The 23,413-nt window shown below is 72.2% G+C and carries 20 protein-coding genes; 18 read left to right on the plus strand and 2 right to left on the minus strand.

Annotation, left to right across the window (positions count from 1 at the left end):
* The first annotated feature begins 2 nt into the window (after positions 1 to 2).
* From ACGFR9_RS16480 to ACGFR9_RS16535, 12 genes are all read left to right on the plus strand, one after another.
* Complete coding sequence (locus ACGFR9_RS16480) at positions 3 to 1,289, plus strand: dihydroorotase (protein WP_393208306.1); 1,287 nt, start codon at positions 3 to 5, stop codon at positions 1,287 to 1,289.
* On the plus strand, positions 1,286 to 1,846 hold the full coding sequence (locus ACGFR9_RS16485; RefSeq protein WP_393208309.1) for a hypothetical protein: 561 nt from the start codon (positions 1,286 to 1,288) through the stop codon (positions 1,844 to 1,846). Before ACGFR9_RS16480 ends, ACGFR9_RS16485 begins: the two co-directional genes overlap by 4 nt.
* Positions 1,843 to 2,985 carry a glutamine-hydrolyzing carbamoyl-phosphate synthase small subunit gene (gene carA / locus ACGFR9_RS16490; protein WP_393208312.1) on the plus strand — a complete coding sequence of 381 codons (1,143 nt, stop codon included), beginning with the start codon at positions 1,843 to 1,845 and terminating at the stop codon, positions 2,983 to 2,985. Before ACGFR9_RS16485 ends, carA begins: the two co-directional genes overlap by 4 nt.
* Positions 2,978 to 6,286, plus strand: coding sequence for a carbamoyl-phosphate synthase large subunit (gene carB, locus ACGFR9_RS16495; RefSeq protein ID WP_393208316.1), 3,309 nt, complete (start codon positions 2,978 to 2,980; stop codon positions 6,284 to 6,286). The genes carA and carB overlap by 8 nt, the downstream gene beginning before the upstream one ends.
* Before the next feature lie 54 nt (positions 6,287 to 6,340).
* Positions 6,341 to 7,447: a quinone-dependent dihydroorotate dehydrogenase gene (locus ACGFR9_RS16500; protein WP_311645435.1), complete on the plus strand. Its 1,107-nt coding sequence runs from the start codon at positions 6,341 to 6,343 to the stop codon at positions 7,445 to 7,447.
* Positions 7,444 to 8,289 carry an orotidine-5'-phosphate decarboxylase gene (pyrF, locus tag ACGFR9_RS16505; protein ID WP_393208320.1) on the plus strand — a complete coding sequence of 282 codons (846 nt, stop codon included), beginning with the start codon at positions 7,444 to 7,446 and terminating at the stop codon, positions 8,287 to 8,289. The genes ACGFR9_RS16500 and pyrF overlap by 4 nt, the downstream gene beginning before the upstream one ends.
* A 256-nt stretch (positions 8,290 to 8,545) precedes the next feature.
* Positions 8,546 to 8,869 (plus strand): integration host factor, encoded by a 324-nt coding sequence (locus ACGFR9_RS16510; protein ID WP_003977346.1) that lies wholly within the window; start codon positions 8,546 to 8,548, stop codon positions 8,867 to 8,869.
* Positions 8,870 to 8,929: 60 nt separating this feature from the next.
* Positions 8,930 to 9,487, plus strand: a complete 558-nt coding sequence (gmk, locus tag ACGFR9_RS16515) for a guanylate kinase (protein WP_311645439.1) — start codon at positions 8,930 to 8,932, stop codon at positions 9,485 to 9,487.
* Between the two features lie 76 nt (positions 9,488 to 9,563).
* Entirely contained in the window at positions 9,564 to 9,836 is a 273-nt protein-coding gene (rpoZ, locus tag ACGFR9_RS16520; RefSeq protein WP_004933985.1) for a DNA-directed RNA polymerase subunit omega, read from the plus strand.
* Positions 9,837 to 9,956: 120 nt separating this feature from the next.
* Positions 9,957 to 11,159: a bifunctional phosphopantothenoylcysteine decarboxylase/phosphopantothenate--cysteine ligase CoaBC gene (coaBC, locus tag ACGFR9_RS16525; RefSeq protein WP_311645440.1), complete on the plus strand. Its 1,203-nt coding sequence runs from the start codon at positions 9,957 to 9,959 to the stop codon at positions 11,157 to 11,159.
* 237 nt (positions 11,160 to 11,396) lie between these two features.
* Positions 11,397 to 12,605: a methionine adenosyltransferase gene (gene metK / locus ACGFR9_RS16530; protein ID WP_030221579.1), complete on the plus strand. Its 1,209-nt coding sequence runs from the start codon at positions 11,397 to 11,399 to the stop codon at positions 12,603 to 12,605.
* A 339-nt stretch (positions 12,606 to 12,944) separates the two neighbouring features.
* Positions 12,945 to 15,092, plus strand: coding sequence for a primosomal protein N' (locus ACGFR9_RS16535; protein WP_393208327.1), 2,148 nt, complete (start codon positions 12,945 to 12,947; stop codon positions 15,090 to 15,092).
* A gap of 60 nt (positions 15,093 to 15,152) precedes the next feature.
* On the opposite strand, the gene ACGFR9_RS16540 is transcribed toward ACGFR9_RS16535, so the two are convergent.
* Positions 15,153 to 15,695 carry a hypothetical protein gene (locus tag ACGFR9_RS16540; protein ID WP_393208330.1) on the minus strand — a complete coding sequence of 181 codons (543 nt, stop codon included), beginning with the start codon at positions 15,693 to 15,695 and terminating at the stop codon, positions 15,153 to 15,155.
* Between the two features lie 332 nt (positions 15,696 to 16,027).
* On the opposite strand from ACGFR9_RS16540, the gene fmt reads away from it, so the two are divergent.
* Entirely contained in the window at positions 16,028 to 16,960 is a 933-nt protein-coding gene (fmt, locus tag ACGFR9_RS16545) for a methionyl-tRNA formyltransferase (protein WP_393208333.1), read from the plus strand.
* 67 nt (positions 16,961 to 17,027) lie between these two features.
* On the plus strand, positions 17,028 to 18,446 hold the full coding sequence (locus tag ACGFR9_RS16550) for an RsmB/NOP family class I SAM-dependent RNA methyltransferase (protein WP_393208336.1): 1,419 nt from the start codon (positions 17,028 to 17,030) through the stop codon (positions 18,444 to 18,446).
* A 74-nt stretch (positions 18,447 to 18,520) separates the two neighbouring features.
* On the opposite strand, the gene ACGFR9_RS16555 is transcribed toward ACGFR9_RS16550, so the two are convergent.
* Positions 18,521 to 20,644: an MMPL family transporter gene (locus ACGFR9_RS16555; protein WP_393208339.1), complete on the minus strand. Its 2,124-nt coding sequence runs from the start codon at positions 20,642 to 20,644 to the stop codon at positions 18,521 to 18,523.
* A 160-nt stretch (positions 20,645 to 20,804) separates the two neighbouring features.
* Here ACGFR9_RS16555 and rpe point away from each other — a divergent pair, with 160 nt between their 5' ends.
* The 4 genes from rpe (at position 20,805) to ACGFR9_RS16575 (ending at position 23,390) form a co-directional block, all read left to right on the plus strand.
* On the plus strand, positions 20,805 to 21,491 hold the full coding sequence (gene rpe, locus ACGFR9_RS16560) for a ribulose-phosphate 3-epimerase (protein WP_393208342.1): 687 nt from the start codon (positions 20,805 to 20,807) through the stop codon (positions 21,489 to 21,491).
* A gap of 78 nt (positions 21,492 to 21,569) precedes the next feature.
* Positions 21,570 to 22,613 (plus strand): sugar-binding transcriptional regulator, encoded by a 1,044-nt coding sequence (locus tag ACGFR9_RS16565; protein ID WP_030221559.1) that lies wholly within the window; start codon positions 21,570 to 21,572, stop codon positions 22,611 to 22,613.
* A gap of 40 nt (positions 22,614 to 22,653) precedes the next feature.
* Complete coding sequence (locus tag ACGFR9_RS16570; protein ID WP_393208346.1) at positions 22,654 to 23,040, plus strand: ribonuclease domain-containing protein; 387 nt, start codon at positions 22,654 to 22,656, stop codon at positions 23,038 to 23,040.
* Positions 23,037 to 23,390 carry a barstar family protein gene (locus tag ACGFR9_RS16575; protein WP_393208349.1) on the plus strand — a complete coding sequence of 118 codons (354 nt, stop codon included), beginning with the start codon at positions 23,037 to 23,039 and terminating at the stop codon, positions 23,388 to 23,390. Before ACGFR9_RS16570 ends, ACGFR9_RS16575 begins: the two co-directional genes overlap by 4 nt.
* Positions 23,391 to 23,413: the final 23 nt, after the last annotated feature.

The following is a 23,413-nucleotide window of genomic DNA, read 5'->3' on the forward strand; positions in this document are numbered from 1 at the left end:
CCATGAGCAAGATCCTTATCCGCGGTGCGAAGGTGCTCGGCGGCGAGCCGCAGGACGTGCTGATCGACGGCGAAACGATCACCCGGGTCGGCACCGGACTGCCCGCCGACGGCGCCGAGGTCGTCGAGGCCGGCGGCAAGGTGCTCCTGCCGGGCCTGGTCGACCTGCACACCCATCTGCGCGAGCCCGGCCGCGAGGACTCCGAGACCGTCCTGACCGGCACCCGCGCGGCGGCGAGCGGCGGCTACACCAGCGTCTTCGCCATGGCCAACACCTTCCCGGTCGCCGACACCGCCGGCGTCGTCGAGCAGGTCTGGCGGCTCGGCCAGGAGTCCGGCTACTGCGACGTGCAGCCCATCGGCGCCGTCACCGTCGGCCTGGAGGGGGCCAAGCTCGCCGAACTGGGCGCCATGCACGAGTCCGCGGCCGGCGTCACCGTCTTCTCCGACGACGGCAAGTGCGTCCACGACGCCGTGATCATGCGCCGCGCCCTGGAGTACGTGAAGGCATTCGGCGGCGTCGTCGCCCAGCACGCCCAGGAGCCCCGGCTCACCGAGGGCGCCCAGATGAACGAGGGTGTCGTCTCCGCCGAGCTGGGCCTCGGCGGCTGGCCGGCCGTCGCCGAGGAGTCGATCATCGCGCGGGACGTGCTGCTCGCCGAGCACGTCGGCTCCCGCGTGCACATCTGCCACCTGTCGACCGCAGGGTCCGTCGAGATCGTCCGGTGGGCCAAGTCCCGAGGCATCGACGTCACCGCCGAGGTCACCCCGCACCACCTCCTCCTCACCGACGAGATGGTCCGGTCGTACGACCCGGTCTACAAGGTCAACCCGCCGCTGCGCACGGAGCGCGACGTGACGGCACTGCGCGAGGCGCTCGCCGACGGCACGATCGACATCGTCGCCACCGACCACGCCCCGCACCCGCACGAGGACAAGGACTGCGAGTGGGCCGCCGCCGCCATGGGCATGGTCGGTCTGGAGACCGCGCTGTCGGTGGTGCAGGACACGATGGTGGAGACGGGCCTGCTGGACTGGGCCGGCGTCGCCGACCGTATGTCCTTCACACCGGCGCGCATCGGCCGGGCCGCGGGTCACGGCCGTCCCGTCTCGGCAGGCGAGCCCGCCAACCTCACCCTCGTCGACACGGCATACCGTGGCCCTGTGGACCCCGCGGGCTTCGCCTCGCGCAGCCGCAACACCCCGTACGAGGGCCGCGAGCTGCCGGGCCGTGTCACCCACACCTGGCTCCGGGGCAAGGCCACGCTCGTCGACGGGAAGCTCACGTGACACCTGTACTCCTGCTGGCCGCCGGTAAGGAATCGGCGGAAGTGACCGACTGGGCCGCCCGGATCGGCTGGGTCGTCGGACTCGCCCTCTTCGTCGCGCTCGTCTACTGGCTGATGCGCGAGGGCTGGAAGTGGCGGGGCACGCTCCAGGGCGACCTGCCCGAGCTGCACAGCGCGCCGGACGACCCCGGCGAGGCGAAACTGACGATGAGCGGCCGCTACCACGGCTCCACCACCGCCGGACAGTGGCTCGACCGCATCGTGGCGCACGGCCTGGGCACCCGCAGCAGGGCCGAGCTCACGCTGACGGACGCGGGACTGGACGTCGTACGCCAGGGTGCGGACGACTTCTTCGTCCCGGCGGACGCCCTGCGCGAGGCCCGCCTCGACAAGGGCATCGCCGGCAAGGTCCTCACCGAGGGCGGACTGCTGGTCGTGACCTGGGCACACGGCGACAAGCTGATCGACTCCGGCTTCCGCTCCGACCACGCGGCCGAGCACAACGCGTGGGTGGAAGCCCTCAACCACATGATCAACAAGACGGAAGGCGCACGATGACAACCTCCACCAGGGGAGCCGCCAAGGTTCCCGCCGTACTCGTCCTGGAGGACGGCCGGATCTTCCGCGGCCGTGCCTACGGGGCGGTGGGGGAGACCTTCGGCGAAGCGGTGTTCTCCACCGGCATGACCGGCTACCAGGAGACCCTCACCGACCCTTCCTACCACCGCCAGGTCGTGGTGATGACCGCCCCGCACGTGGGGAACACCGGCGTCAACGACGAGGACATGGAGTCCAGGAAGATCTGGGTCTCCGGCTACGTCGTGCGTGACCCCGCGCGGGTGCCCTCCAACTGGCGCTCCCGCCGGACGCTGGACGCCGAACTGGCCGCCCAGGGCGTCGTCGGCATCAGCGGCATCGACACCCGCGCGCTCACCCGCCATCTGCGGGAGCGCGGCGCCATGCGCGTCGGCATCTTCAGCGGCGACGCCGTGCACGACGACGCGGCCCTGCTGGCCCGCGTCCAGGAGGCGCCCAGGATGGAGGGCGCCGACCTGTCCGCCGAGGTCGCCACCACCGAGCCGTACGTCGTCCCCGCGATCGGCGAGAAGAAGTTCACCGTCGCCGCGATCGACCTCGGCATCAAGGGCATGACCCCGCACCGGATGGCCGAGCGCGGCGTCGAGGTGCATGTCCTGCCCGCCACCGCCACCGTCGACGACGTCTACGCCGTGAACCCGGACGGCGTGTTCTTCTCCAACGGCCCGGGCGACCCGTCCACCGCCGACCACCCCGTCTCCGTCATGCGGGGCGTCCTGGAGCGCGGCACCCCGCTGTTCGGCATCTGCTTCGGCAACCAGATCCTGGGCCGCGCCCTCGGCTTCGGCACCTACAAGCTGAAGTACGGCCACCGCGGCATCAACCAGCCGGTGCAGGACCGTACGACCGGCAAGGTCGAGGTCACCGCGCACAACCACGGCTTCGCCGTCGACGCCCCGCTCGACAAGGTCTCCGACACCCCGTTCGGCCGCGCCGAGGTCTCCCACGTGTGTCTCAACGACAACGTGGTGGAGGGCCTCCAGCTCCTCGACAAGCCGGCCTTCAGCGTCCAGTACCACCCCGAGGCGGCAGCGGGCCCGCACGACGCCGCCTACCTGTTCGACCGCTTTGTGAACCTCATGGAGGGCCAGCGTGCCTAAGCGCACCGATATCCAGTCCGTCCTGGTCATCGGCTCCGGCCCGATCGTCATCGGCCAGGCCGCCGAGTTCGACTACTCCGGCACCCAGGCGTGCCGCGTCCTCAAGGCCGAGGGCCTGCGGGTCGTCCTGGTGAACTCCAACCCGGCGACGATCATGACCGACCCGGAGATCGCCGACGCCACCTACGTCGAGCCGATCACCCCCGAGTTCGTCGAGAAGATCATCGCCAAGGAGCGCCCCGACGCGCTCCTGCCCACCCTGGGCGGCCAGACGGCCCTCAACACCGCCATCTCGCTGCACGGCAACGGCGTACTGGAGAAGTACGGCGTCGAGCTGATCGGCGCCAACGTCGAGGCGATCAACAAGGGCGAGGACCGCGACCTGTTCAAGGAGGTCGTCGAGGAGGTCCGCAGGAAGACCGGCCACGGCGAGTCCGCCCGCTCCCACATCTGCCACTCCATGGACGACGTCCTCAAGGGCGTCGAGGCGCTCGGCGGCTACCCGGTCGTCGTCCGTCCCTCCTTCACCATGGGCGGCGCCGGCTCCGGCTTCGCACACGACGAGGACGAGCTGCGCCGCATCGCGGGCCAGGGCCTCACCCTCTCGCCGACCACCGAGGTGCTTCTGGAGGAGTCCATCCTCGGCTGGAAGGAGTACGAGCTGGAGCTGATGCGCGACAAGAACGACAACGTCGTGGTCGTCTGCTCCATCGAGAACTTCGACCCCATGGGCGTGCACACCGGCGACTCGATCACCGTCGCGCCCGCGATGACGCTCACCGACCGCGAGTACCAGGTGCTGCGCGACGTCGGCATCGCGATCATCCGCGAGGTCGGCGTGGACACCGGCGGCTGCAACATCCAGTTCGCGGTGAACCCCGAGGACGGCCGGGTCATCGTCATCGAGATGAACCCGCGTGTGTCGCGTTCGTCCGCGCTGGCCTCCAAGGCGACCGGTTTCCCCATCGCCAAGATCGCCGCGAAGCTCGCCGTCGGCTACACGCTCGACGAGATCCCCAACGACATCACCCAGGAGACCCCGGCCTCCTTCGAGCCGACACTCGACTACGTGGTCGTCAAGGCTCCCCGCTTCGCCTTCGAGAAGTTCCCGAGCGCCGACTCGACCCTCACCACCACCATGAAGTCGGTCGGCGAGGCCATGGCCATCGGCCGCAACTTCACCGAGGCGTTCCAGAAGGCGCTGCGCTCCCTGGAGAAGAAGGGCAGCCAGTTCACCTTCGTCGGTGAGCCCGGCGACAAGGAGGAGCTGCTGCGCGAGGCGATCCGTCCGACCGACGGCCGGATCAACGCGGTCATGGGCGCCATCCGCGCGGGCGCCACCCCCGAGGAGGTCTTCGAGCACACGAAGATCGACCCCTGGTTCGTCGACCAGCTGTTCCTCGTCAAGGAGATCGCCGACGAGCTGGCCGCCGCCCCCGAGCTGACCACCGGCCTGCTCGCCGAGGCCAAGCGGCACGGCTTCTCCGACCAGCAGATCGCCGAGATCCGCGGCCTGCGCGAGGACGTCGTCCGCGAGGTGCGGCACGCGCTCGGTATCCGCCCGGTCTACAAGACGGTCGACACCTGCGCCGCCGAGTTCGCCGCCCGGACGCCGTACTTCTACTCCTCCTACGACGAGGAGACCGAGGTCGCGCCGCGCGAGAAGCCCGCGGTGATCATCCTGGGCTCCGGTCCGAACCGCATCGGCCAGGGCATCGAGTTCGACTACTCCTGTGTCCACGCCTCCTTCGCGCTGAGCGACGCCGGGTACGAGACCGTGATGGTCAACTGCAACCCGGAGACCGTCTCCACCGACTACGACACCTCCGACCGGCTCTACTTCGAGCCGCTCACCCTGGAGGACGTCCTGGAGATCGTCCACGCCGAGCAGCAGGCCGGACCGGTCGCGGGCGTCGTGGTGCAGCTCGGCGGCCAGACCCCGCTCGGTCTGTCGCAGGCGCTCAAGGACAACGGCGTGCCGATCGTCGGCACCTCCCCGGAGGCCATCCACGCCGCCGAGGACCGCGGCGCCTTCGGCCGCGTCCTCGCCGAGGCCGGACTGCCCGCCCCCAAGCACGGCACCGCCACCACCTTCGCCGAGGCCAAGGCCATCGCCGACGAGATCGGCTACCCGGTCCTCGTCCGCCCGTCCTACGTGCTCGGCGGCCGCGGCATGGAGATCGTCTACGACGAGACCCGCCTGGGGTCCTACATCGCCGAGTCGACCGAGATCAGCCCCTCCCGGCCGGTCCTCGTCGACCGCTTCCTCGACGACGCCATAGAGATCGACGTGGACGCCCTCTACGACGGCGAGGAGCTCTACCTCGGCGGCGTCATGGAGCACATCGAGGAGGCCGGCATCCACTCCGGTGACTCGGCGTGCGCCCTGCCCCCGATCACACTCGGCGGCTTCGACATCAAGCGGCTGCGCGCCTCCACGGAGGCCATCGCGCGCGGTGTCGGGGTGCGCGGTCTGATCAACATCCAGTTCGCGCTCTCCGGGGACATCCTCTACGTCCTGGAGGCCAACCCGCGCGCCTCGCGCACCGTGCCCTTCACCTCGAAGGCGACCGCGGTGCCGCTGGCGAAGGCCGCCGCGCGGATCTCGCTGGGCGCGACCGTCGCCGAGCTGCGCGCCGAGGGCCTGCTCCCGGCGAACGGCGACGGCGGCGAACTGCCGCTGGACGCGCCGATCTCCGTCAAGGAGGCCGTGATGCCGTGGTCCCGCTTCCGGGACATCCACGGCCGCGGCGTCGACACCGTGCTCGGCCCGGAGATGCGTTCCACCGGCGAGGTCATGGGCATCGACTCCGTCTTCGGCACGGCGTACGCCAAGTCGCAGGCCGGCGCGTACGGTCCGCTGCCGACCAAGGGCCGCGCCTTCATCTCGGTCGCCAACCGCGACAAGCGCTCGATGATCTTCCCCGCGCGGGAGCTGGTCGCCCACGGCTTCGAGCTGCTCGCCACCTCCGGCACCGCCGAGGTCCTCAGGCGCAACGGCATCAACGCCACCGTGGTCCGCAAGCAGTCCGAGGGCACCGGCCCGAACGGCGAGAAGACCATCGTCCAGCTCATCCACGACGGCGAGGTCGACCTCATCGTCAACACCCCGTACGGCACCGGCGGCCGCCTCGACGGCTACGACATCCGTACGGCGGCGGTGGCCCGGTCGGTGCCGTGCCTGACGACGGTCCAGGCGCTCGCCGCCGCCGTCCAGGGCATCGACGCGCTGAACCGCGGCGACGTGGGCGTCCGCTCACTGCAGGAACACGCGGAACACCTGACCGCGGCCCGCGACTAGCAGCAGCCCCCAGGGGGACACCGGAAACGGTGTCCCCCTCTTCATGAGGACACCATGTACAAGATTCTCTTCACCCTGCTCTTTGGGCGGATGGACCCGGAACAGGCCCACCACCTGGCCTTCCGCTGGATCCGCCGCGTCGCGCGCGTCCCCGTGCTGCGTACCTTCGTCGCAGCCGTGCTCGCCCCCCGCCACCGGGAACTGCGTACGGAGGCGCTCGGGCTGCGCCTGCACAGCCCCTTCGGCCTCGCCGCCGGGTTCGACAAGAACGCGGTCGGTATCGACGGCATGGCCATGCTCGGCTTCGACCACGTCGAGATCGGCACGGTGACCGGGGAACCGCAGCCCGGCAACCCGAAGAAGCGGCTGTTCCGCCTCGTCGCCGACCGGGCGCTGATCAACCGCATGGGCTTCAACAACGAGGGCTCCCTCGCCGTCGCCGCGCGCCTGGCGTCCCGTACGCCCGTGTTCAGGACGGTGGTCGGCGTCAACATCGGCAAGACCAAGGCCGTCCCCGAGGACGAGGCCGTCGCCGACTACGTGAAGTCCGCCGAGCGGCTGGCGCCGTACGCCGACTACCTGGTCGTCAACGTCTCCTCCCCGAACACGCCCGGACTGCGCAGCCTCCAGGCCGTGGACCACCTGCGTCCGCTGCTCACCGCCGTTCGCGAGGCCGCCGACCGCACGGTCCCCGCCCGCCGGGTGCCGCTGCTGGTGAAGATCGCCCCCGACCTCGCCGACGAGGACATCGACGCGGTCGCCGACCTCGCCGTGGAGCTCGGCCTGGACGGCATCATCGCCACCAACACCACCATCGCGCGCGAGGGCCTCGGACTGACGTCCGCCCCGGCCGTCGTCGCGGAGACCGGCGGCCTGTCCGGCGCCCCCCTGAAGGCACGCTCCCTCGAGGTGCTGCGCCGCCTCTACGCGCGCGTCGGCGACCGCATCACCCTGGTCGGCGTGGGCGGCATCGAGAACGCCGAGGACGCCTGGCAGCGCATCCTGGCCGGCGCCACGCTGGTCCAGGGGTACAGCGCCTTCATCTACGAGGGTCCCTTCTGGGGCCGTGCCATGCACAAGGGACTGGCCGCGCGGCTGCGCACCAGCCCGTACGCCTCGCTCGCCGACGCGGTGGGCGCCGACGTGAGGACGACGGTATGACCGGACTGGAACCCTTCGGCGCGCGGCTGCGCCGTGCGATGGACGAGCGCGGCCCGCTGTGCGTGGGCATCGACCCGCACGCCTCCCTGCTCGCCGAGTGGGGCCTGAACGACGACGTGGGCGGTCTGGAGCGGTTCAGCCGCACGGTCGTCGAGGCGGTCGCCGACCGGGTCGCCGTGCTCAAGCCGCAGAGCGCCTTCTTCGAACGCTTCGGCTCGCGCGGGATCGCCGTACTGGAGCGGACGGTCCAGGAGGCGCGGGCGGCCGGCGCGCTGGTCCTCATGGACGCCAAGCGCGGTGACATCGGCTCCACCATGGCCGCCTACGCCGAGTCGTTCCTCCACAAGGACGCGCCCCTGTTCTCCGACGCGCTCACCGTCTCGCCGTACCTCGGCTACGGCTCGCTGAGCCCGGCCGTGGCGCTGGCCCGGGAGACCGGCACCGGACTGTTCGTGCTGGCGCTGACGTCCAACCCGGAGGGCGGCGAGGTGCAGCACGCCGTCCGCGCCGACGGGCGCAGCGTCGGGGCGACCATGCTCGGGCATCTGGCCGCCGAGAACGCGGGGGAGGAGCCGCTGGGGTCCTTCGGCGCGGTGGTCGGTGCGACCCTGGGCGACCTGTCGTCGTACGAACTGGACATGGGCGGGCCGATTCTCGCGCCCGGAATCGGAGCCCAGGGCGCCACGGCGGCCGATCTTCCGGCGGTCTTCGGCGGCGCGGTGCGCAACGTGGTGCCGAGCGTCAGCCGGGGAGTGTTGCGCCACGGTCCCGACGCGGTCGCACTGCGTGACGCCGCCGAGCGGTTCGCGGACGGGATCAGGACCGCCGTGACGGCCGGCTGAGTCCGCCGGCGAAGGAATCCGTGGTCGCCGGACTCTGGATACACCCTCAAATCCGGGGCAGTATGTCCTAAATGCCCGGCCTGACGGAGGCTGACCAGGACTTTTCCGCAGTTCTCGCTGACTCCGGCGGACTTGGCCGCTAGTCTCCGACGGAGAGTGAACGGGCGAGCTTGTGGCTCGTGACTCCCCAGGTGTGGGGCGACCACGTTCCTCACCGGTCCGTATCCGACAGTTCGACATCCGAGGTGACGTAGGCGTGGCTCTTCCGCCCCTTACCCCTGAACAGCGCGCAGCCGCGCTCGAAAAGGCCGCCGCGGCTCGCCGGGAGCGGGCCGAGGTCAAGAATCGACTCAAGCACTCCGGCGCCTCCCTTCACGAGGTCATCAAGCAGGGCCAGGAGAACGACGTCATCGGGAAGATGAAGGTCTCCGCCCTGCTGGAGTCCCTGCCGGGCGTGGGCAAGGTCCGCGCCAAGCAGATCATGGAGCGACTGGGCATCTCCGAGAGCCGCCGCGTGCGTGGTCTCGGTTCCAACCAGATCGCCTCCCTGGAGCGTGAGTTCGGCAGCACCGGCTCCTGACGCGCGGGCGGTCCGGGACCGCCGTCCCGGGCATCGCGTGATTGCTGGAATAATCGCTGCATGACTGAACGTCCGCGGCTGACCGTGCTCTCCGGCCCCTCCGGGGTCGGCAAGAGCACGGTCGTCGCCCATATGCGCAAGGAACACCCCGAGGTCTGGCTCTCGGTGTCGGCGACGACCCGTACGCCCCGCCCCGGCGAGCAGCACGGAGTCCACTACTTCTTCGTCACCGACGAGGAGATGGACAAGCTGATCGCCAACGGCGAACTGCTGGAGTGGGCAGAGTTCGCCGGCAACCGCTACGGCACGCCCCGCGGGGCGGTGCTGGAGCACCTGGAGGCGGGTGTGCCCGTGCTGCTGGAGATCGACCTCCAGGGGGCGCGGCAGGTCCGTGAGTCCATGACCGAGGCGCAGCTGGTGTTCCTGGCTCCTCCCTCCTGGGAGGAGCTCGTGCGCAGGCTCACGGGCCGGGGCACCGAGTCGCCCGAGGTCATCGAGCGCCGGCTGGCCGCCGCGAAGACCGAACTGGCGGCCGAGCCGGAGTTCGACACCAGCCTGGTGAACACCTCCGTCGAGGACGTGGCCCGCGAGCTGCTAGCCTTGATGAACGTCGTGTGATCGTGGGCAATCGTTCACTTCTCATCGTTCACTCATCATGCTGACTGCATCTTTCCCATCCATCGGAAGGTAGAGCGTGTCCTCTTCCATCTCCGCGCCCGAGGGCATCATCAACCCGCCGATCGACGAGCTCCTCGAGGCCACGGACTCGAAGTACAGCCTCGTGATCTACGCGGCCAAGCGGGCCCGCCAGATCAACGCGTACTACTCGCAGCTCGGCGAGGGCCTGCTCGAGTACGTCGGTCCCCTCGTCGACACCCATGTCCACGAGAAGCCGCTCTCGATCGCCCTGCGCGAGATCAACGCGGGACTGCTGACCTCCGAGGCCGTCGAAGGCCCCGGTCAGTAAGCGGTTGGTAAGTCGTATCAGCTGAAGAAGGCTGAGTTTTCCACAGGCCCGGCAGCACGCTGCCGGGCCTGTGGTGTCTCATGGGGGTGGTCGAACATTTCCGAGGTCCGGGGAGAGACGGTGGACAAGCCGAAGGTCGTTCTTGGGGTCAGCGGCGGCATCGCCGCGTACAAGGCCTGCGAGCTGCTGAGGCGGCTGACGGAGTCGGGGCACGACGTCCGGGTCGTCCCCACCGCCTCCGCCCTGCACTTCGTCGGCGCCGCCACCTGGTCCGCGCTCTCCGGCAACCCGGTCTCCACCGAGGTCTGGGACGACGTCCACGAGGTGCCGCACGTCCGCATCGGACAGCACGCCGACCTGGTGATCGTCGCCCCCGCCACCGCCGACACGCTCGCCAGGGCGGCCCACGGCCTGGCCGACGACCTGCTCACCAACACCCTGCTCACCGCCCGCTGCCCGGTGGTCTTCGCTCCCGCCATGCACACCGAGATGTGGGAACACCCGGCGACCCGGGAGAACGTGGCCACGCTGCGCCGCCGTGGTGCCGTCGTGATCGAACCCGCCGTCGGCCGCCTTACCGGCGTCGACACCGGCAAGGGCCGACTGCCCGACCCGGGGGAGATCTTCGAGGTCTGCCGCCGGGTGCTGGCCCGTGGTGTCACCGAGCCCGATCTCGAGGGCCGGCACGTCGTCGTCAGCGCCGGAGGCACCCGCGAGCCCCTCGACCCCGTCCGCTTCCTCGGCAACCGCTCCTCCGGCAAGCAGGGCTACGCCCTCGCCCGCACCGCCGCCGCCCGCGGCGCCCGCGTCACGCTGATCGCGGCGAACGCCGCCCTGCCCGACCCGGCCGGCGTGGACGTCGTCCGGGTGGGGACCGCCGTGGAACTGCGTGAGGCCGTCCTCGCGGCCACCGCCGACGCGGACGCCGTCGTCATGGCCGCCGCCGTCGCCGACTTCCGCCCGGCCGCCTACGCCACCGGCAAGATCAAGAAAAAGGACGACCGGGAGCCCGAGCCCATCACCCTGGTGCGGAATCCGGACATTCTCGCCGAGATATCCGGCGATCGGGTGCGCGCCGGACAGGTGATCGTCGGCTTCGCCGCCGAGACCGACGACGTGCTCGCCAACGGCCGCGCCAAGCTGAAGCGCAAGGGCTGCGACCTCCTGGTGGTGAACGAGGTGGGGGAGCGCAAGACCTTCGGCTCCGAGGAGAACGAGGCCGTGGTGCTGGGCGCCGACGGCAGCGAGACCCCCATAGCCCACGGGCCCAAGGAGGCTCTGGCCGAGACCGTGTGGGACCTGGTCGCCGAACGGCTCGGATGAGCGGCCGGATCACCTTCCGGGGCGCCGAAACCTCGCGCGTCGGGGCGTGGCGCCTCTGGCCAAGGCCGCTCGTCATGGGCAGAATGCCCGTGCCGCAGGTCACAGCCCTCTCGCGGGGCGAGACAGGGGGACCCGTGGCGGAGCGCGACCGATAAACTGTTCCACGGACGGCGTCGGGTGCAGCCCCCGCCGTCCGCCAATGATCAGCCAGCAGCCGCTGCAACCCCAGGGAGCGTTGTGTCCCGTCGTCTGTTCACCTCGGAGTCCGTCACCGAGGGTCACCCCGACAAGATCGCTGACCAGATCAGCGACACCATCCTCGACGCGCTCCTCCGTGAGGACCCCACCTCCCGGGTCGCTGTCGAGACCCTGATCACCACCGGCCTGGTGCACGTGGCCGGCGAGGTCACCACCAAGACGTACGCGGACATCGCGACGCTGGTGCGCAACAAGATCCTGGAGATCGGCTACGACTCCTCGAAGAAGGGCTTCGACGGCGCCTCCTGCGGCGTCTCGGTGTCCATCGGCGCGCAGTCCCCGGACATCGCGCAGGGTGTCGACGCCGCCTACGAGGCCCGTGTCGAGGGCGACGACGACGAGCTGGACCGGCAGGGCGCCGGCGACCAGGGCCTGATGTTCGGCTACGCGACGGACGAGACGCCGACGCTGATGCCGCTGCCCGTCTTCCTCGCCCACCGCCTGTCCAAGCGCCTCTCCGACGTGCGCAAGAACGGGACCATCCCCTACCTGCGCCCGGACGGCAAGACCCAGGTCACCATCGAGTACGACGGCGACAAGGCGGTCCGCCTGGACACCGTCGTCGTCTCCTCCCAGCACGCCTCCGACATCGACCTCGAGTCGCTGCTTGCCCCGGACATCCGGGAGTTCGTCGTGGAGCCGGAGCTGAAGGCGCTCCTGGACGAGGGCATCAAGCTCGACACCGAGAAGTACCGGCTGCTGGTCAACCCGACCGGCCGCTTCGAGATCGGCGGCCCGATGGGCGACGCCGGCCTCACCGGCCGCAAGATCATCATCGACACCTACGGCGGCATGGCCCGCCACGGCGGCGGTGCCTTCTCCGGCAAGGACCCGTCCAAGGTCGACCGCTCGGCGGCGTACGCGATGCGCTGGGTCGCCAAGAACGTGGTGGCGGCCGGCCTCGCCGCCCGCTGCGAGGTCCAGGTGGCGTACGCCATCGGCAAGGCGGAGCCGGTCGGTCTGTTCGTCGAGACCTTCGGTACCGCCAAGGTGGAGACCGAGAAGATCGAGCGCGCCATCGACGAGGTCTTCGACCTCCGCCCGGCCGCGATCATCCGCGACCTCGACCTGCTGCGCCCGATCTACGCCCAGACCGCCGCCTACGGCCACTTCGGCCGTGAGCTGCCCGACTTCACCTGGGAGCGCACCGACCGCGTGGACGCCCTGCGCAAGGCCGCCGGAGCGTAGTCCGGGCACCCCGCGTCCCCCCGAGGCCCGGCACACCCCCGACGGGGTGTGCCGGGCCTCGGCGTGTGCCGCGGGCGGGCCGCCGTAAGCCGCCGCACAATACCCGCGCACCCCGTGCGGAAGAGCCCTACGCTGGGCACGCGGCGACGTCACGGCCCGGTGCGATGGGCACGGATACTTCCGGGTCAACCCCTCGCAGGTTCGAATCCTGCTGCCGGTCCTGGACCGGTATGGCCGAGCGGCCCAAGGCAGAAAGCGCCTCCGGGCGTATGTGATCCGTACCCGAGCCGATCTCGGGCCGGGGCGTCGCTGTCAGTGCCGTTTGGTAAGAATGCAGGCGTGAGCAGCGAGGACGGTCAGCAGGAGGGCGGCGCGGAGGGCGCGCCGCCGGAGCAGCTCGCGTTCATCCGGGAGAGCGTGCGCAAGGCCAAGGCCCCCCGGGCCAAACCGCGTACCTGGCGGGGCGCGGCGCTCGCCAGGGAACTGCCCGTCGCCCGTGTCCTCGTCGACAAGGGCGTGCTCCACCTCGACCGCTACTTCGACTACGCCGTGCCCGAGGAACTCGACGCCGACGCACAGCCGGGAGTGCGGGTGCGGGTGCGCTTCGGCGCCGGACGTCACCGGGTGCGCGAGGGACGGCGCGAGGGCGGCGGTCTGATCGACGGGTTCCTCGTCGAGCGGCTCGCCGAGTCCGACTACTCGGGGCCGCTGGCGGCACTGGCGCAGGTCGTCTCGCCCGAGCCGGTGCTCGGGGCGGAACTGCTGGGTCTCGCCCGCGCGGTCGCCGACCGGTACGCGGGCAGCCTCGCCGACGTACTCCAGCTCGCCGTGCCGCCGCGCAACGCCCGCGCCGAGGGGCGGCCCTCGCCCGACCCGCTGCCGCCGCCCCCGGCGCCCGTACCCGGCTCCTGGGAGCGGTACGAGCGGGGACCCGGGTTCCTGGAGGCACTGGCCGCCGGCGGCGCGCCCCGGGCCGTGTGGAACGCGCTGCCGGGGCCGCAGTGGAGCGAGGAGCTGGCGCGGGCCGTCGCCGCGACCCTCGCCTCCGGGCGCGGCGCGCTGGCCGTCCTGCCGGACGGACGGTCCGTCGCCCGCGTCGACGCGGCCCTCACCGCCCTGCTGGGCCGGGGACGGCACGCGGTGCTCACCGCCGACGCCGGACCGGAGAAGCGGTACGCGCAGTGGCTCGCCGTACGGCGGGGCTCCGTACGGGCCGTCATCGGGACCCGGGCGGCGATGTTCGCCCCGGTGCGGGACCTCGGACTCGTCGCCGTCTGGGACGACGGCGACGACAGCCACAGCGAGCAGCACGCCCCGCAGCCGCACGCCCGCGAGGTGGCACTGCTGCGGGCGGCCCAGGACGGATGCGGCTTCCTGCTGGGCGGTTGGAGCTGCACCGTCGAGGCCGCCCAGCTGGTGGAGACCGGCTGGGCCGGACCGCTGGTCGCCGGCCGGGAGCGGGTGCGGGCCGCCGCGCCGCTGGTACGGACGGTGGGCGACCAGGACCTCGCACGCGACGAGGCCGCGCGGGCGGCACGGCTGCCGAGCCTCGCCTGGCAGACCGCCCGGGAGGGACTGCGGCACGGGCCGGTGCTCGTCCAGGTGCCCCGCCGGGGCTATGTGCCGCGGATGGCGTGTGCGACCTGCCGCGCCCCGGCCCGGTGTGTGAACTGCTCCGGACCGCTGCAGGCGCAGGGTTCCGACGATCTGCGGTGCGACTGGTGCGGCCGTGAGGAGAGCGGCTGGCACTGTCCGGAGTGCGGCGGGTTCCGGCTGCGCGCCCAGGTGGTGGGGGCACGGCGGACCGCCGAAGAGCTGGGCCGGGCCTTTCCCGCGGTTCCGGTACGGACCTCGGGGCGCGAACACGTGCTGGACACCGTGCCGGGGACACCCGCGCTGGTGGTGAGCACACCCGGAGCGGAGCCGGTCGCCGAGGGCGGCTACGCGGCCGCGCTGCTGCTGGACGGGTGGGCCATGCTGAACCGGCCCGATCTGCGGGCCGGGGAGGACGCGCTGCGCCGCTGGACCGGCGCGGCGGCGCTGGTCCGGCCGCAGTCCGCGGGCGGCACGGTGGTCGTGGTCGCCGAGCCGACCCTGCGGCCCGTACAGGCGCTGGTCCGCTGGGACCCGGTCGGGCACGCGGTACGGGAACTGGCCGAGCGGAGCGAACTGGGATTCCCGCCGGTGTCACGGATGGCGGCGCTGTCCGGGCCCGGGGAGGCGGTGGCAGAGTTCCTGCGCGCGGTGGAGCTGCCCCCGCAGGCGGAGATCCTGGGCCCGGTACCCGTGCCGGCCGCACCGCCGGGCCGCCCCCGCCGGCCGGGTACACCGCCTCCCGGCGAGCAGTGGGACCGGGCGCTGATCCGGGTGCCGCCCGGCAACGGCGCCGCGCTGACCGCCGCGCTGAAGTCCGCCCAGGCGGCCCGCATGGCCCGCGGCGGCAGCACTCCCGTCTGGGTCCGCGTCGACCCCCCCGACATCGGCTGACCGGGCCGGGACGCGCCGCGCCGTCCCGGGGGCGGTGCGTCCGGGCGGGCGCGGCCGGGTTCAGCCGTTGCGCGGGGCGGGGAAGGCCGTCGGGCGGGGGTCGTCGCGGAGGGCCGGGCTGCCGGCCGTGGGCTGGGTCGGCATGGAGCGGGCGGCGGGGACCGTCGGCACCGTGGTGACACCCGCGCCCACATTGACCGGGCGCGTGCCCGACGCCTCCGGGGCGGCCTCGGCGGCCGGGGCGGTCTGGGCGGCGGCACGGCGGGCGCCGTAGCGGCGGTGGACCGCCTGCTTGGTGACGCCGAGCGCGGAGCCCACGGCGTCCCACGAGAACCCCAGGGAGCGGTCGAAGTCCACGGCCGCCGTGACCAGGGTCTCGACACTGTCCCGCAGCTCCTGGGCGAGCCGGACCGTGGGGGCGGGGGCGCGTCCGTAGACGACGAAGCCCGTGGAGGGGCCGGAGCGGCGCGGGCGGTAGACGTTGCCCAGCTGGGCGGTGAGTGTGCGCAGCGCGTCCACCTGCCGGCGGACCCGCTCGATGTCCCGCACCAGCAGGTGCAGGCTGGCCCGAGCCTGGGCGTCGTGGGTTGCATGGTCGGCCATGAACAAGCCTCTCGAACCGGCGTTGGAGGGATCGGGCCCTTGGCCGGGCCCGGTGGTCAACTCTTTCTTGACCAACGCGTGGCCGCTTCGCGGGTCACGGGGAGGGGCGCGGGAGCTTGTGCGTACGCCCCCGGCGGAGGTGCACCCCGGCCCTTCGGCCCCGGCGTTCTCTCCCGCCCGCGCACCGTCCGTTCCCCGTACGCCGAGAAGTGGACGTCCGCCGCCGGAGTGCCTCGCCGTCGGCGGCTCGCCCCGCATGGGGGTTCGCGCTCCGCGCCATAGACTGGTGCGCTGCCCTTGTCCGTTCTCGCCCGAGAGGCCCTCCGCACCCCATGAAGCTCGTCTTCGCCGGTACCCCCGAGGTCGCCGTTCCCGCACTGGACGCTCTTCTCGCCTCCGGGCGGCACGAGGTCGCCGCCGTCGTCACCCGGCCCGACGCGCCCGCCGGACGCGGGCGCAGGCTCGTCGCCTCACCCGTTGCCGAGCGCGCGGAGGAGGCCGGGATCGAGGTGCTGAAGCCTGCCCGGCCCAGGGACCCCGAGTTCCTGGAGCGGCTCGAGGAGATCGCCCCCGACTGCTGCCCCGTCGTAGCCTACGGCGCCCTCCTCCCGAAGGCCGCCCTGGACATCCCCGCCCGCGGCTGGGTCAACCTGCACTTCTCGCTGCTGCCCGCCTGGCGCGGCGCAGCCCCCGTGCAGCACGCCATCATGGCCGGCGACGAGATCACCGGTGCCGCCACCTTCCTCATCGAGGAGGGCCTCGACTCCGGCCCCGTCTACGGCACCGTCACCGAGGTCATCCGCCCCACCGACACCAGCGGCGACCTGCTCACCCGGCTCGCCTTCGCCGGTGCCGGGCTGCTCGCCGCCACCATGGACGGCATCGAGGACGGCACCCTGACGGCCGTACCGCAGCCCGCCGACGGCATCAGCCTCGCCCCCAAGGTCACCGTCGAGGACGCCCACGTCGACTGGAACACCCCGGCGCTGCGCGTCGACCGCGTGGTGCGCGGCTGTACCCCCGCGCCCGGCGCCTGGACCACCTTCCGGGGCGAGCGGCTGAAGATCGTCCAGGCCGCCCCCGTACCCGCCATGACCGAACTCGCGCCCGGGCAGCTGTCCGCCGGCAAGAACAACGTGTACGCGGGCACCGGTTCGTACGCCGTGGAGCTGCTGTGGGTGCAGCCCCAGGGCAAGAAGCCGATGCGTGCGGCGGACTGGGCGCGCGGGGTACGCATCACGGCGGGGGAGTCCGTCGGCGCCTGACGCCGCCGCGGCCTCCACGACGTAGGCTGGACCGCGCACTTCACCCCACATCCGGAGCACCTTTTTCGTGAGCGACCAGCCCCGTCGGCCCCGCAAACCCGCCAAGCCCTACCGCCGGCCCAAGAAGGACCCCGTCCGCGTCCTCGCCTTCGAGGCCCTGCGGGCCGTCGACGAGCGGGACGCGTACGCCAACCTCGTCCTGCCCCCGCTGCTGCGCAAGGCGCGCGAGAACGACGACTTCGACGCACGCGACGCGGCGCTGGCGACCGAGCTGGTCTACGGCACCCTGCGGCGTCAGGGGACGTACGACGCGGTCGTCGCCGCCTGTGTCGACCGGCCGCTGCGCGAGGTGGACCCGCCGGTGCTGGACGTGCTGAACCTCGGCGCGCACCAACTGCTCGGCACACGGATCCCGACGCACGCCGCGGTGTCCGCCACCGTGGAGCTGGCCCGGGTGGTGCTCGGCGACGGCCGCGCCAAGTTCGTCAACGCCGTGCTGCGGAAGATCGCCCAGGACGACCTCGACGGCTGGCTGGAGCGGGTCGCACCGCCCTACGACGAGGACCCCGAGGACCACCTCGCCGTCGTGCACTCGCACCCCCGCTGGGTCGTCTCCGCGCTGTGGGACTCCCTCGGCGGCGGCCGGACCGGCATCGAGGAACTGCTGCGGGCCGACAACGACCGGCCCGAGGTGACCCTGGTCGCCCGCCCCGGACGGGCGACGACCACCGAACTGCTCGACGAGGAGGCCGCCGTACCCGGCCGCTGGTCGCCGTACGCGGTACGGCTCACCGAGGGCGGGGAGCCGGGCGCCATCACGGCGGTCGCGGAGGGCCGGGCGGGTGTGCAGGACGAGGGCAGCCAGCTCGTCGCGCTCGCCCTCGCGAACGCGCCCCTCGAGGGCCCCGACCGCATGTGGCTGGACGGCTGCGCCGGACCGGGCGGGAAGGCCGCGCTGCTCGGGGCGCTCGCCGCCGAGCGGGGCGCGGTGCTGCTCGCCTCCGAGAAGCAGCCGCACCGGGCCGGGCTGGTCGCGAAGGCGCTCGCCGGGAACCCGGGGCCGTACCAGGTCGTCGCCGCCGACGGGACGCGCCCGCCGTGGCGGCCCGGCAGCTTCGACCGGGTCCTGGTCGACGTGCCGTGCACCGGCCTGGGCGCCCTGCGCCGCCGTCCCGAGGCCCGCTGGCGGCGCCGCCCCGAGGACCTGGACGGCTTCGCCCCGCTCCAGCGCGGGCTGCTGCGCACCGCGCTGGAGTCCGTACGGGCCGGCGGTGTCGTCGGCTACGCCACCTGCTCCCCGCACCTCGCGGAAACCCGGGCCGTCGTCGGTGACCTGCTCAAGCAGTTCCCGGACGCGGAACTGATCGACGCCCGCCCGCTGCTGCCCGGAGTACCCAACCTGGGCGAGGGCCCCGATGTACAGCTGTGGCCACATGTGCACGGCACCGACGCGATGTACCTGGCCCTCGTCCGCCGGACCGGCTGACGCCGGAGCCGGGGTCCCTCGCGGGACGGCCGGCGTGGCCGGGTGATCGTGGCCCCGGGCGATGTGCCCGGCCCTCACCGGCCGGACCGGTCCGCCTCGGCGCCGGGTTCCTCGCGGGACAGCCGGTGCGGCCACCACACCCGGGGGCCCGCGTCCAGGAACAGGGACGTGACCAGTACCGACCGTACGACGAAGGTGTCCAGCAGTACGCCCAGGGCGACCGCGAAGCCGATCTCGGCGAAGGCGACCATGGGCAGGGTGCCGAGGGCCGCGAAGGTGCCCGCGAGGACCAGGCCCGCCGAGGTGATCACGGCGCCCGTGGCCGTGAGTCCGGTGACCACGCCCTGCCGCGTGCCCTGGCGGGCCGCCTCCTCGCGGATGCGGGTGGTCAGGAAGATGTTGTAGTCGATGCCCAGCGCCACCAGGAAGACGAAGACGAACAGCGGGAAGTCCGTCGACTCGCCCGCGTAGCCGAAGACGTGCCGGAAGGCCAGCGCGCTGAGACCCAACGCCGCCGTGAACGACAGGATCACCGTCGCGGTCAGCAGCAGCGGCGCGATCAGGGCGCGCAGCAGCACACACAGGATCAGCAGGACGACCACCAGCACCAGCGGGATGATCAGCACATTGTCATGGGTGGTCGCCTCGTCCATGTCCAGCAGCGCCGCCGTACCACCGCCCACCTGCGCGTCGGCGTCCGGGACCGCGTGCACGGCGTCACGGACCCGCTCCACGGTCCGCTTGGCCGCCTCGCTGTCCGACGGCGCTGCCAGGGTGGCCTCGAACAGCACCTTGCCCTGGAACGACGGCTTGGTGCCCGGCGGCAGACCGAGCGAATCCGGAACGACGCCCTCCGTACCGGCGACCGCGCGCCCCACCTCTACGGCCTGCCCCCGGTTGCTCACGACGACCAGTGGATCGCCGCTGCCCGCCGGGAAGTACCGCGCGGAGACCTCCTGCCCGGTGATCGAGTCCGGCTTCCCGGTGAACGCGTCCGCGTTGCCGATCCCCTCCGCGCGGAGCTGGATCAGCCCCAGCGAACAGATCGCCAGCACCGCCGCCGTCACGGCCCACACCATGCGGGGGCGGCGGGCGATACGACGGCCCGTGCGGGCCCACACGCCCCGCTCGGCCGGATCGGGGGCGCCGTGGTGCGGGATCACCGGCCAGAAGATCCACCGTCCGCAGATGACCAGCAGCGCCGGGAACAGCGTCAGCATGACCAGCAGGGCCACCGCGACCCCGATCGCGGCGACCGGGCCGAGACCCCGGGTGGAGTTCATCTCCGCGGTCAGCAGCACCAGCATGCTCAGCACCACGGTCGCGCCGGACGCCAGCACGGCCGGGCCCGCGCGGTGCAGGGCCAGCGCCATCGCCTCGTGCCGGTCCTCGTGCCGGCGCAGCTCCTCCCGGTAGCGGGCGACCAGCAGCAGGCCGTAGTCGGTGCCCGCGCCGAAGACCAGCACCGTGAGGATGCCGGCGCTCTGCCCGTTCACCGTCAGACCCCCGTACTCGGCCATGAAGTAGATCAGGGCCTGTGCCGTGAACAACGCACAGATCACCGACAGCAGGGGCACCAGCAGCAGGGTCGGGCTGCGGTAGGTGATCAGCAGCATCACCACGACGACGCCCATCGCGGCCAGCAGCAGCGTGGAGTCGATCCCCTCGAACGCCTCGGCGAAGTCCGCCGACGTGCCGCCCGGGCCCGTGATGTGCACGGCGAGGCCGCCCTCGCTCCCGCCGACGTCGTCCCGGATGGAGTCGACCGCGGGCCCGATCCGCTCCCAGCCCTGCTCGTCCATCGTGATCGGCACCAGGATCTGCGCGGCGCGCGGGTCGGTCCGCCGGTCGAAGACCGGGCCGCGGGTCTCGTCGCCGCGGATGCCGTGGTCGCTCAACCGCATGAGCTGCGCCACGTCCTCCTCGATCCGCTCCCGGTCGGCGGCCGTCAGCCCGCCGTCGCGCGCGTACACCACGACCGCGGGGATCTGTTCGGGCCGGAACCCCTCGGACATCTCCAGCACCTGCGTCGACTCGGCAGACCCCGGCAACCAGGAAGCGGCGTCGTTGTCCTGAGCCCCGGCCAGTTTCTGCGCGAACGGCGCCACGAAGAACAGCACCGCTACCCACAACCCGAGCACCAGCCACTTGGACCGCCGCCCACAGACCAGGTGCGCGACACGCCGTTCACGCGTCATGGAGACCTCCGCGTAGTCGCTCCCGAAGGGGCGCGGGGCAGTGACATGGGCGGCTCCGCCGCGTGGGCGCGCCGGCCCGCGACGGTTCGCAGCCAACGCACAACCGTCCCCGCACAAGACCCATGCACACAACCCCCGGAGGGCATGGCACGCTTGTCACATGGCCCCGCAGATCAACCCCAGCATCCTCTCCGCCGACTTCGCCCGCCTCGCCGACGAGGCGAAGGCGGTCGCCGGCGCCGACTGGCTCCACGTAGACGTCATGGACAACCATTTCGTCCCGAACCTCACGCTCGGCGTGCCGGTCGTAGAGTCGCTCGCCCGTGCGACGGACACCCCGCTGGACTGCCATCTGATGATCGAGGCCCCCGACCGATGGGCGCCCCAGTACGTGGAGGCGGGGGCCGGTTCGGTCACCTTCCACGTCGAGGCGGCCACCGCGCCCGTCCGGCTCGCCCGGGAGATCCGCGCCAAGGGCGCCCGTGCCTCCATGGCGTTGAGGCCGGCGACTCCCATCGAGCCGTACGAAGACCTGCTCCCCGAACTCGACATGCTGCTGATCATGACCGTCGAGCCGGGATTCGGGGGACAGGCCTTCCTCGACATCATGCTTCCCAAGATTCGCCGCACCCGCGAGTTGATCAGCAAGCACGGTCTGGAGCTCTGGCTGCAGGTCGACGGCGGGGTCTCGGCGTCCACCATCGAGCGGTGCGCCGACGCCGGCGCCGATGTCTTCGTCGCGGGTTCCGCCGTATACGGGGCCGAGGACCCGGCCGAGGCGGTACGTGCACTGCGCAACCGGGCCGCGGCGGCGACGGGCAAGGCGTCGTGGGCATGCGACCACTGAGAGTCAGGAACGTGAACGCCGCCCAGCAGGGCTGATCGACCGCCGCGGATCTGCGAGGATGAACGGCGAATCCAGAGTGTGAACAGCAGTGAGGAGATCGCCGTGTCGGGTATGTCGGCGGGCCGGTCAGCCATGCGGATGGGACCCGCTGAGCTGGTGCAGGCGGCGGCCATGGCCCGCCGCTTCTACCTCGAGGGCAAATCCAAGATCCAGATCGCCGAGGAGTTCGGCGTCAGCCGCTTCAAGGTGGCCCGGGTCCTGGAGACCGCCCTCGAACGGGATCTCGTACGGATCGAGATCCGCGTGCCGGCCGAGCTGGACGCGGAGCGCTCCGACGCGCTCCGCGCCCGCTACGGCCTCAGGCACGCCGTCGTGGTCGAGTCCCCGGCCGAGGCCGAGGAGACACCCGACCCCGAGAACCTGGGAGAGGTGGCCGCCGACCTGCTCGGCGAACTGGTCGACGAGGGGGATGTACTGGGCCTGGCCTGGGGCCGTTCCACCATCCACATGGCGGCGGCCCTGGACCGGCTGCCGCCCTGCACGGTCGTGCAGCTGACGGGTGTGTACGACGCCGGGACCGCCGAGCGCGGCTCGGTGGAGGCCGTACGGCGCGCGGCGCAGGTGTCGGGCGGCGACGCCCACCCCATCTACGCGCCGATGCTGCTGCCCGACGCCGCCACCGCTCAGGCGCTGCGCCACCAGACCGGCATCGCGCGGGCCTTCGAGTACTTCGACAAGGTCACCGTCGCCTGTGTCTCCATCGGCTCCTGGGAGCCCGGCATCTCCACGGTGCACGACATGCTCAGCGACGAGGAGCGGGCGCACTACGCGTCCCTCGGAGTGGCCGCCGAGATGTCCGCGCACCTCTTCGACGCCGAGGGGCGCCGGGTCGGCCGGGACCTGGGGGAGCGGTGCATCACGGTCAAGACCGACCAGCTGCGCCGGGTGCCCGAGGTCGTCGCGATCGCGGGCGGACAGCGCAAGGGCCCGGCGATCGACGCCGTACTGCGCTCCGGGCTGGTCACCAGCCTGGTGACGGACACGTCGGCAGCGGACTATCTGATGACGGCGGGCCCCGCCCCGAGGTCCTCTCTCAACCGCGCGGACCCGGACGGCCCCTGACGGCGGGTGAGGCGGAGGCGGGTCTGGCACGATCGGCCGCATGGTCCTGAGACAGGCCCTGCTCCTCCGCCTCCTCGCCTGCCTGCTCGTCCTGCTGGCCGGCTGCTCCTCCGCCGACGGCGACGGTTCGACGCCCTCCTGGGCCGACGGCATGGGCACGGTCCAGGAGGCCGACCTGCCCGCCGAGGCGCGCCGCACCCTGGAACTCGTCGACACGGGCGGCCCCTTCCCGTACGAGCGGGACGGTGCCGTCTTCGGCAACTTCGAGGGCCTGCTGCCCCAGCGGGAACGCGGCTACTACCGCGAGTACACGGTGCGCACGCCCGGCTCCGCCGACCGCGGGGCCCGGCGCATCGTCACCGGGCGCGGCGGCGAGACCTACTACACCGACGACCACTACGCATCGTTCACGGCGGTACTGAGATGACGTACGACCTCACCGGCCGGCTCCTCGTCGTGGTGGACCTCGACGGGGTCACCGCAAAGGCGGGCCTGATGGACCGCTGCGCCCGCGCGCTGGACCTGCCCGGCTGGTTCGGGCACAACTGGGACGCCCTCGTCGACTCCCTCTCCGACCACACGGTCTGGCCCGACGGCGCCGTGGAGCGCGGGCTGCTGGTCGTCGTACGCGGCTGGCGGGCGTACGCGGCGGCCCGTCCCGAGGAGTGGCGGACCGCCCAGGACGTGTTCGCCGAGGCGGCGGACCGCACCCCTTCGCTCACCGTGGCCCTGGCCCTCGGAGGAACCTCCGAGCAGTGCTCCGACCGGCCTGGATGATCCGACCGGAGCGGGCGTTCCGG

Source organism: Streptomyces sp. NPDC048584 (assembly GCF_043199595.1).
Lineage (GTDB): Bacteria > Actinomycetota > Actinomycetes > Streptomycetales > Streptomycetaceae > Streptomyces > Streptomyces edwardsiae.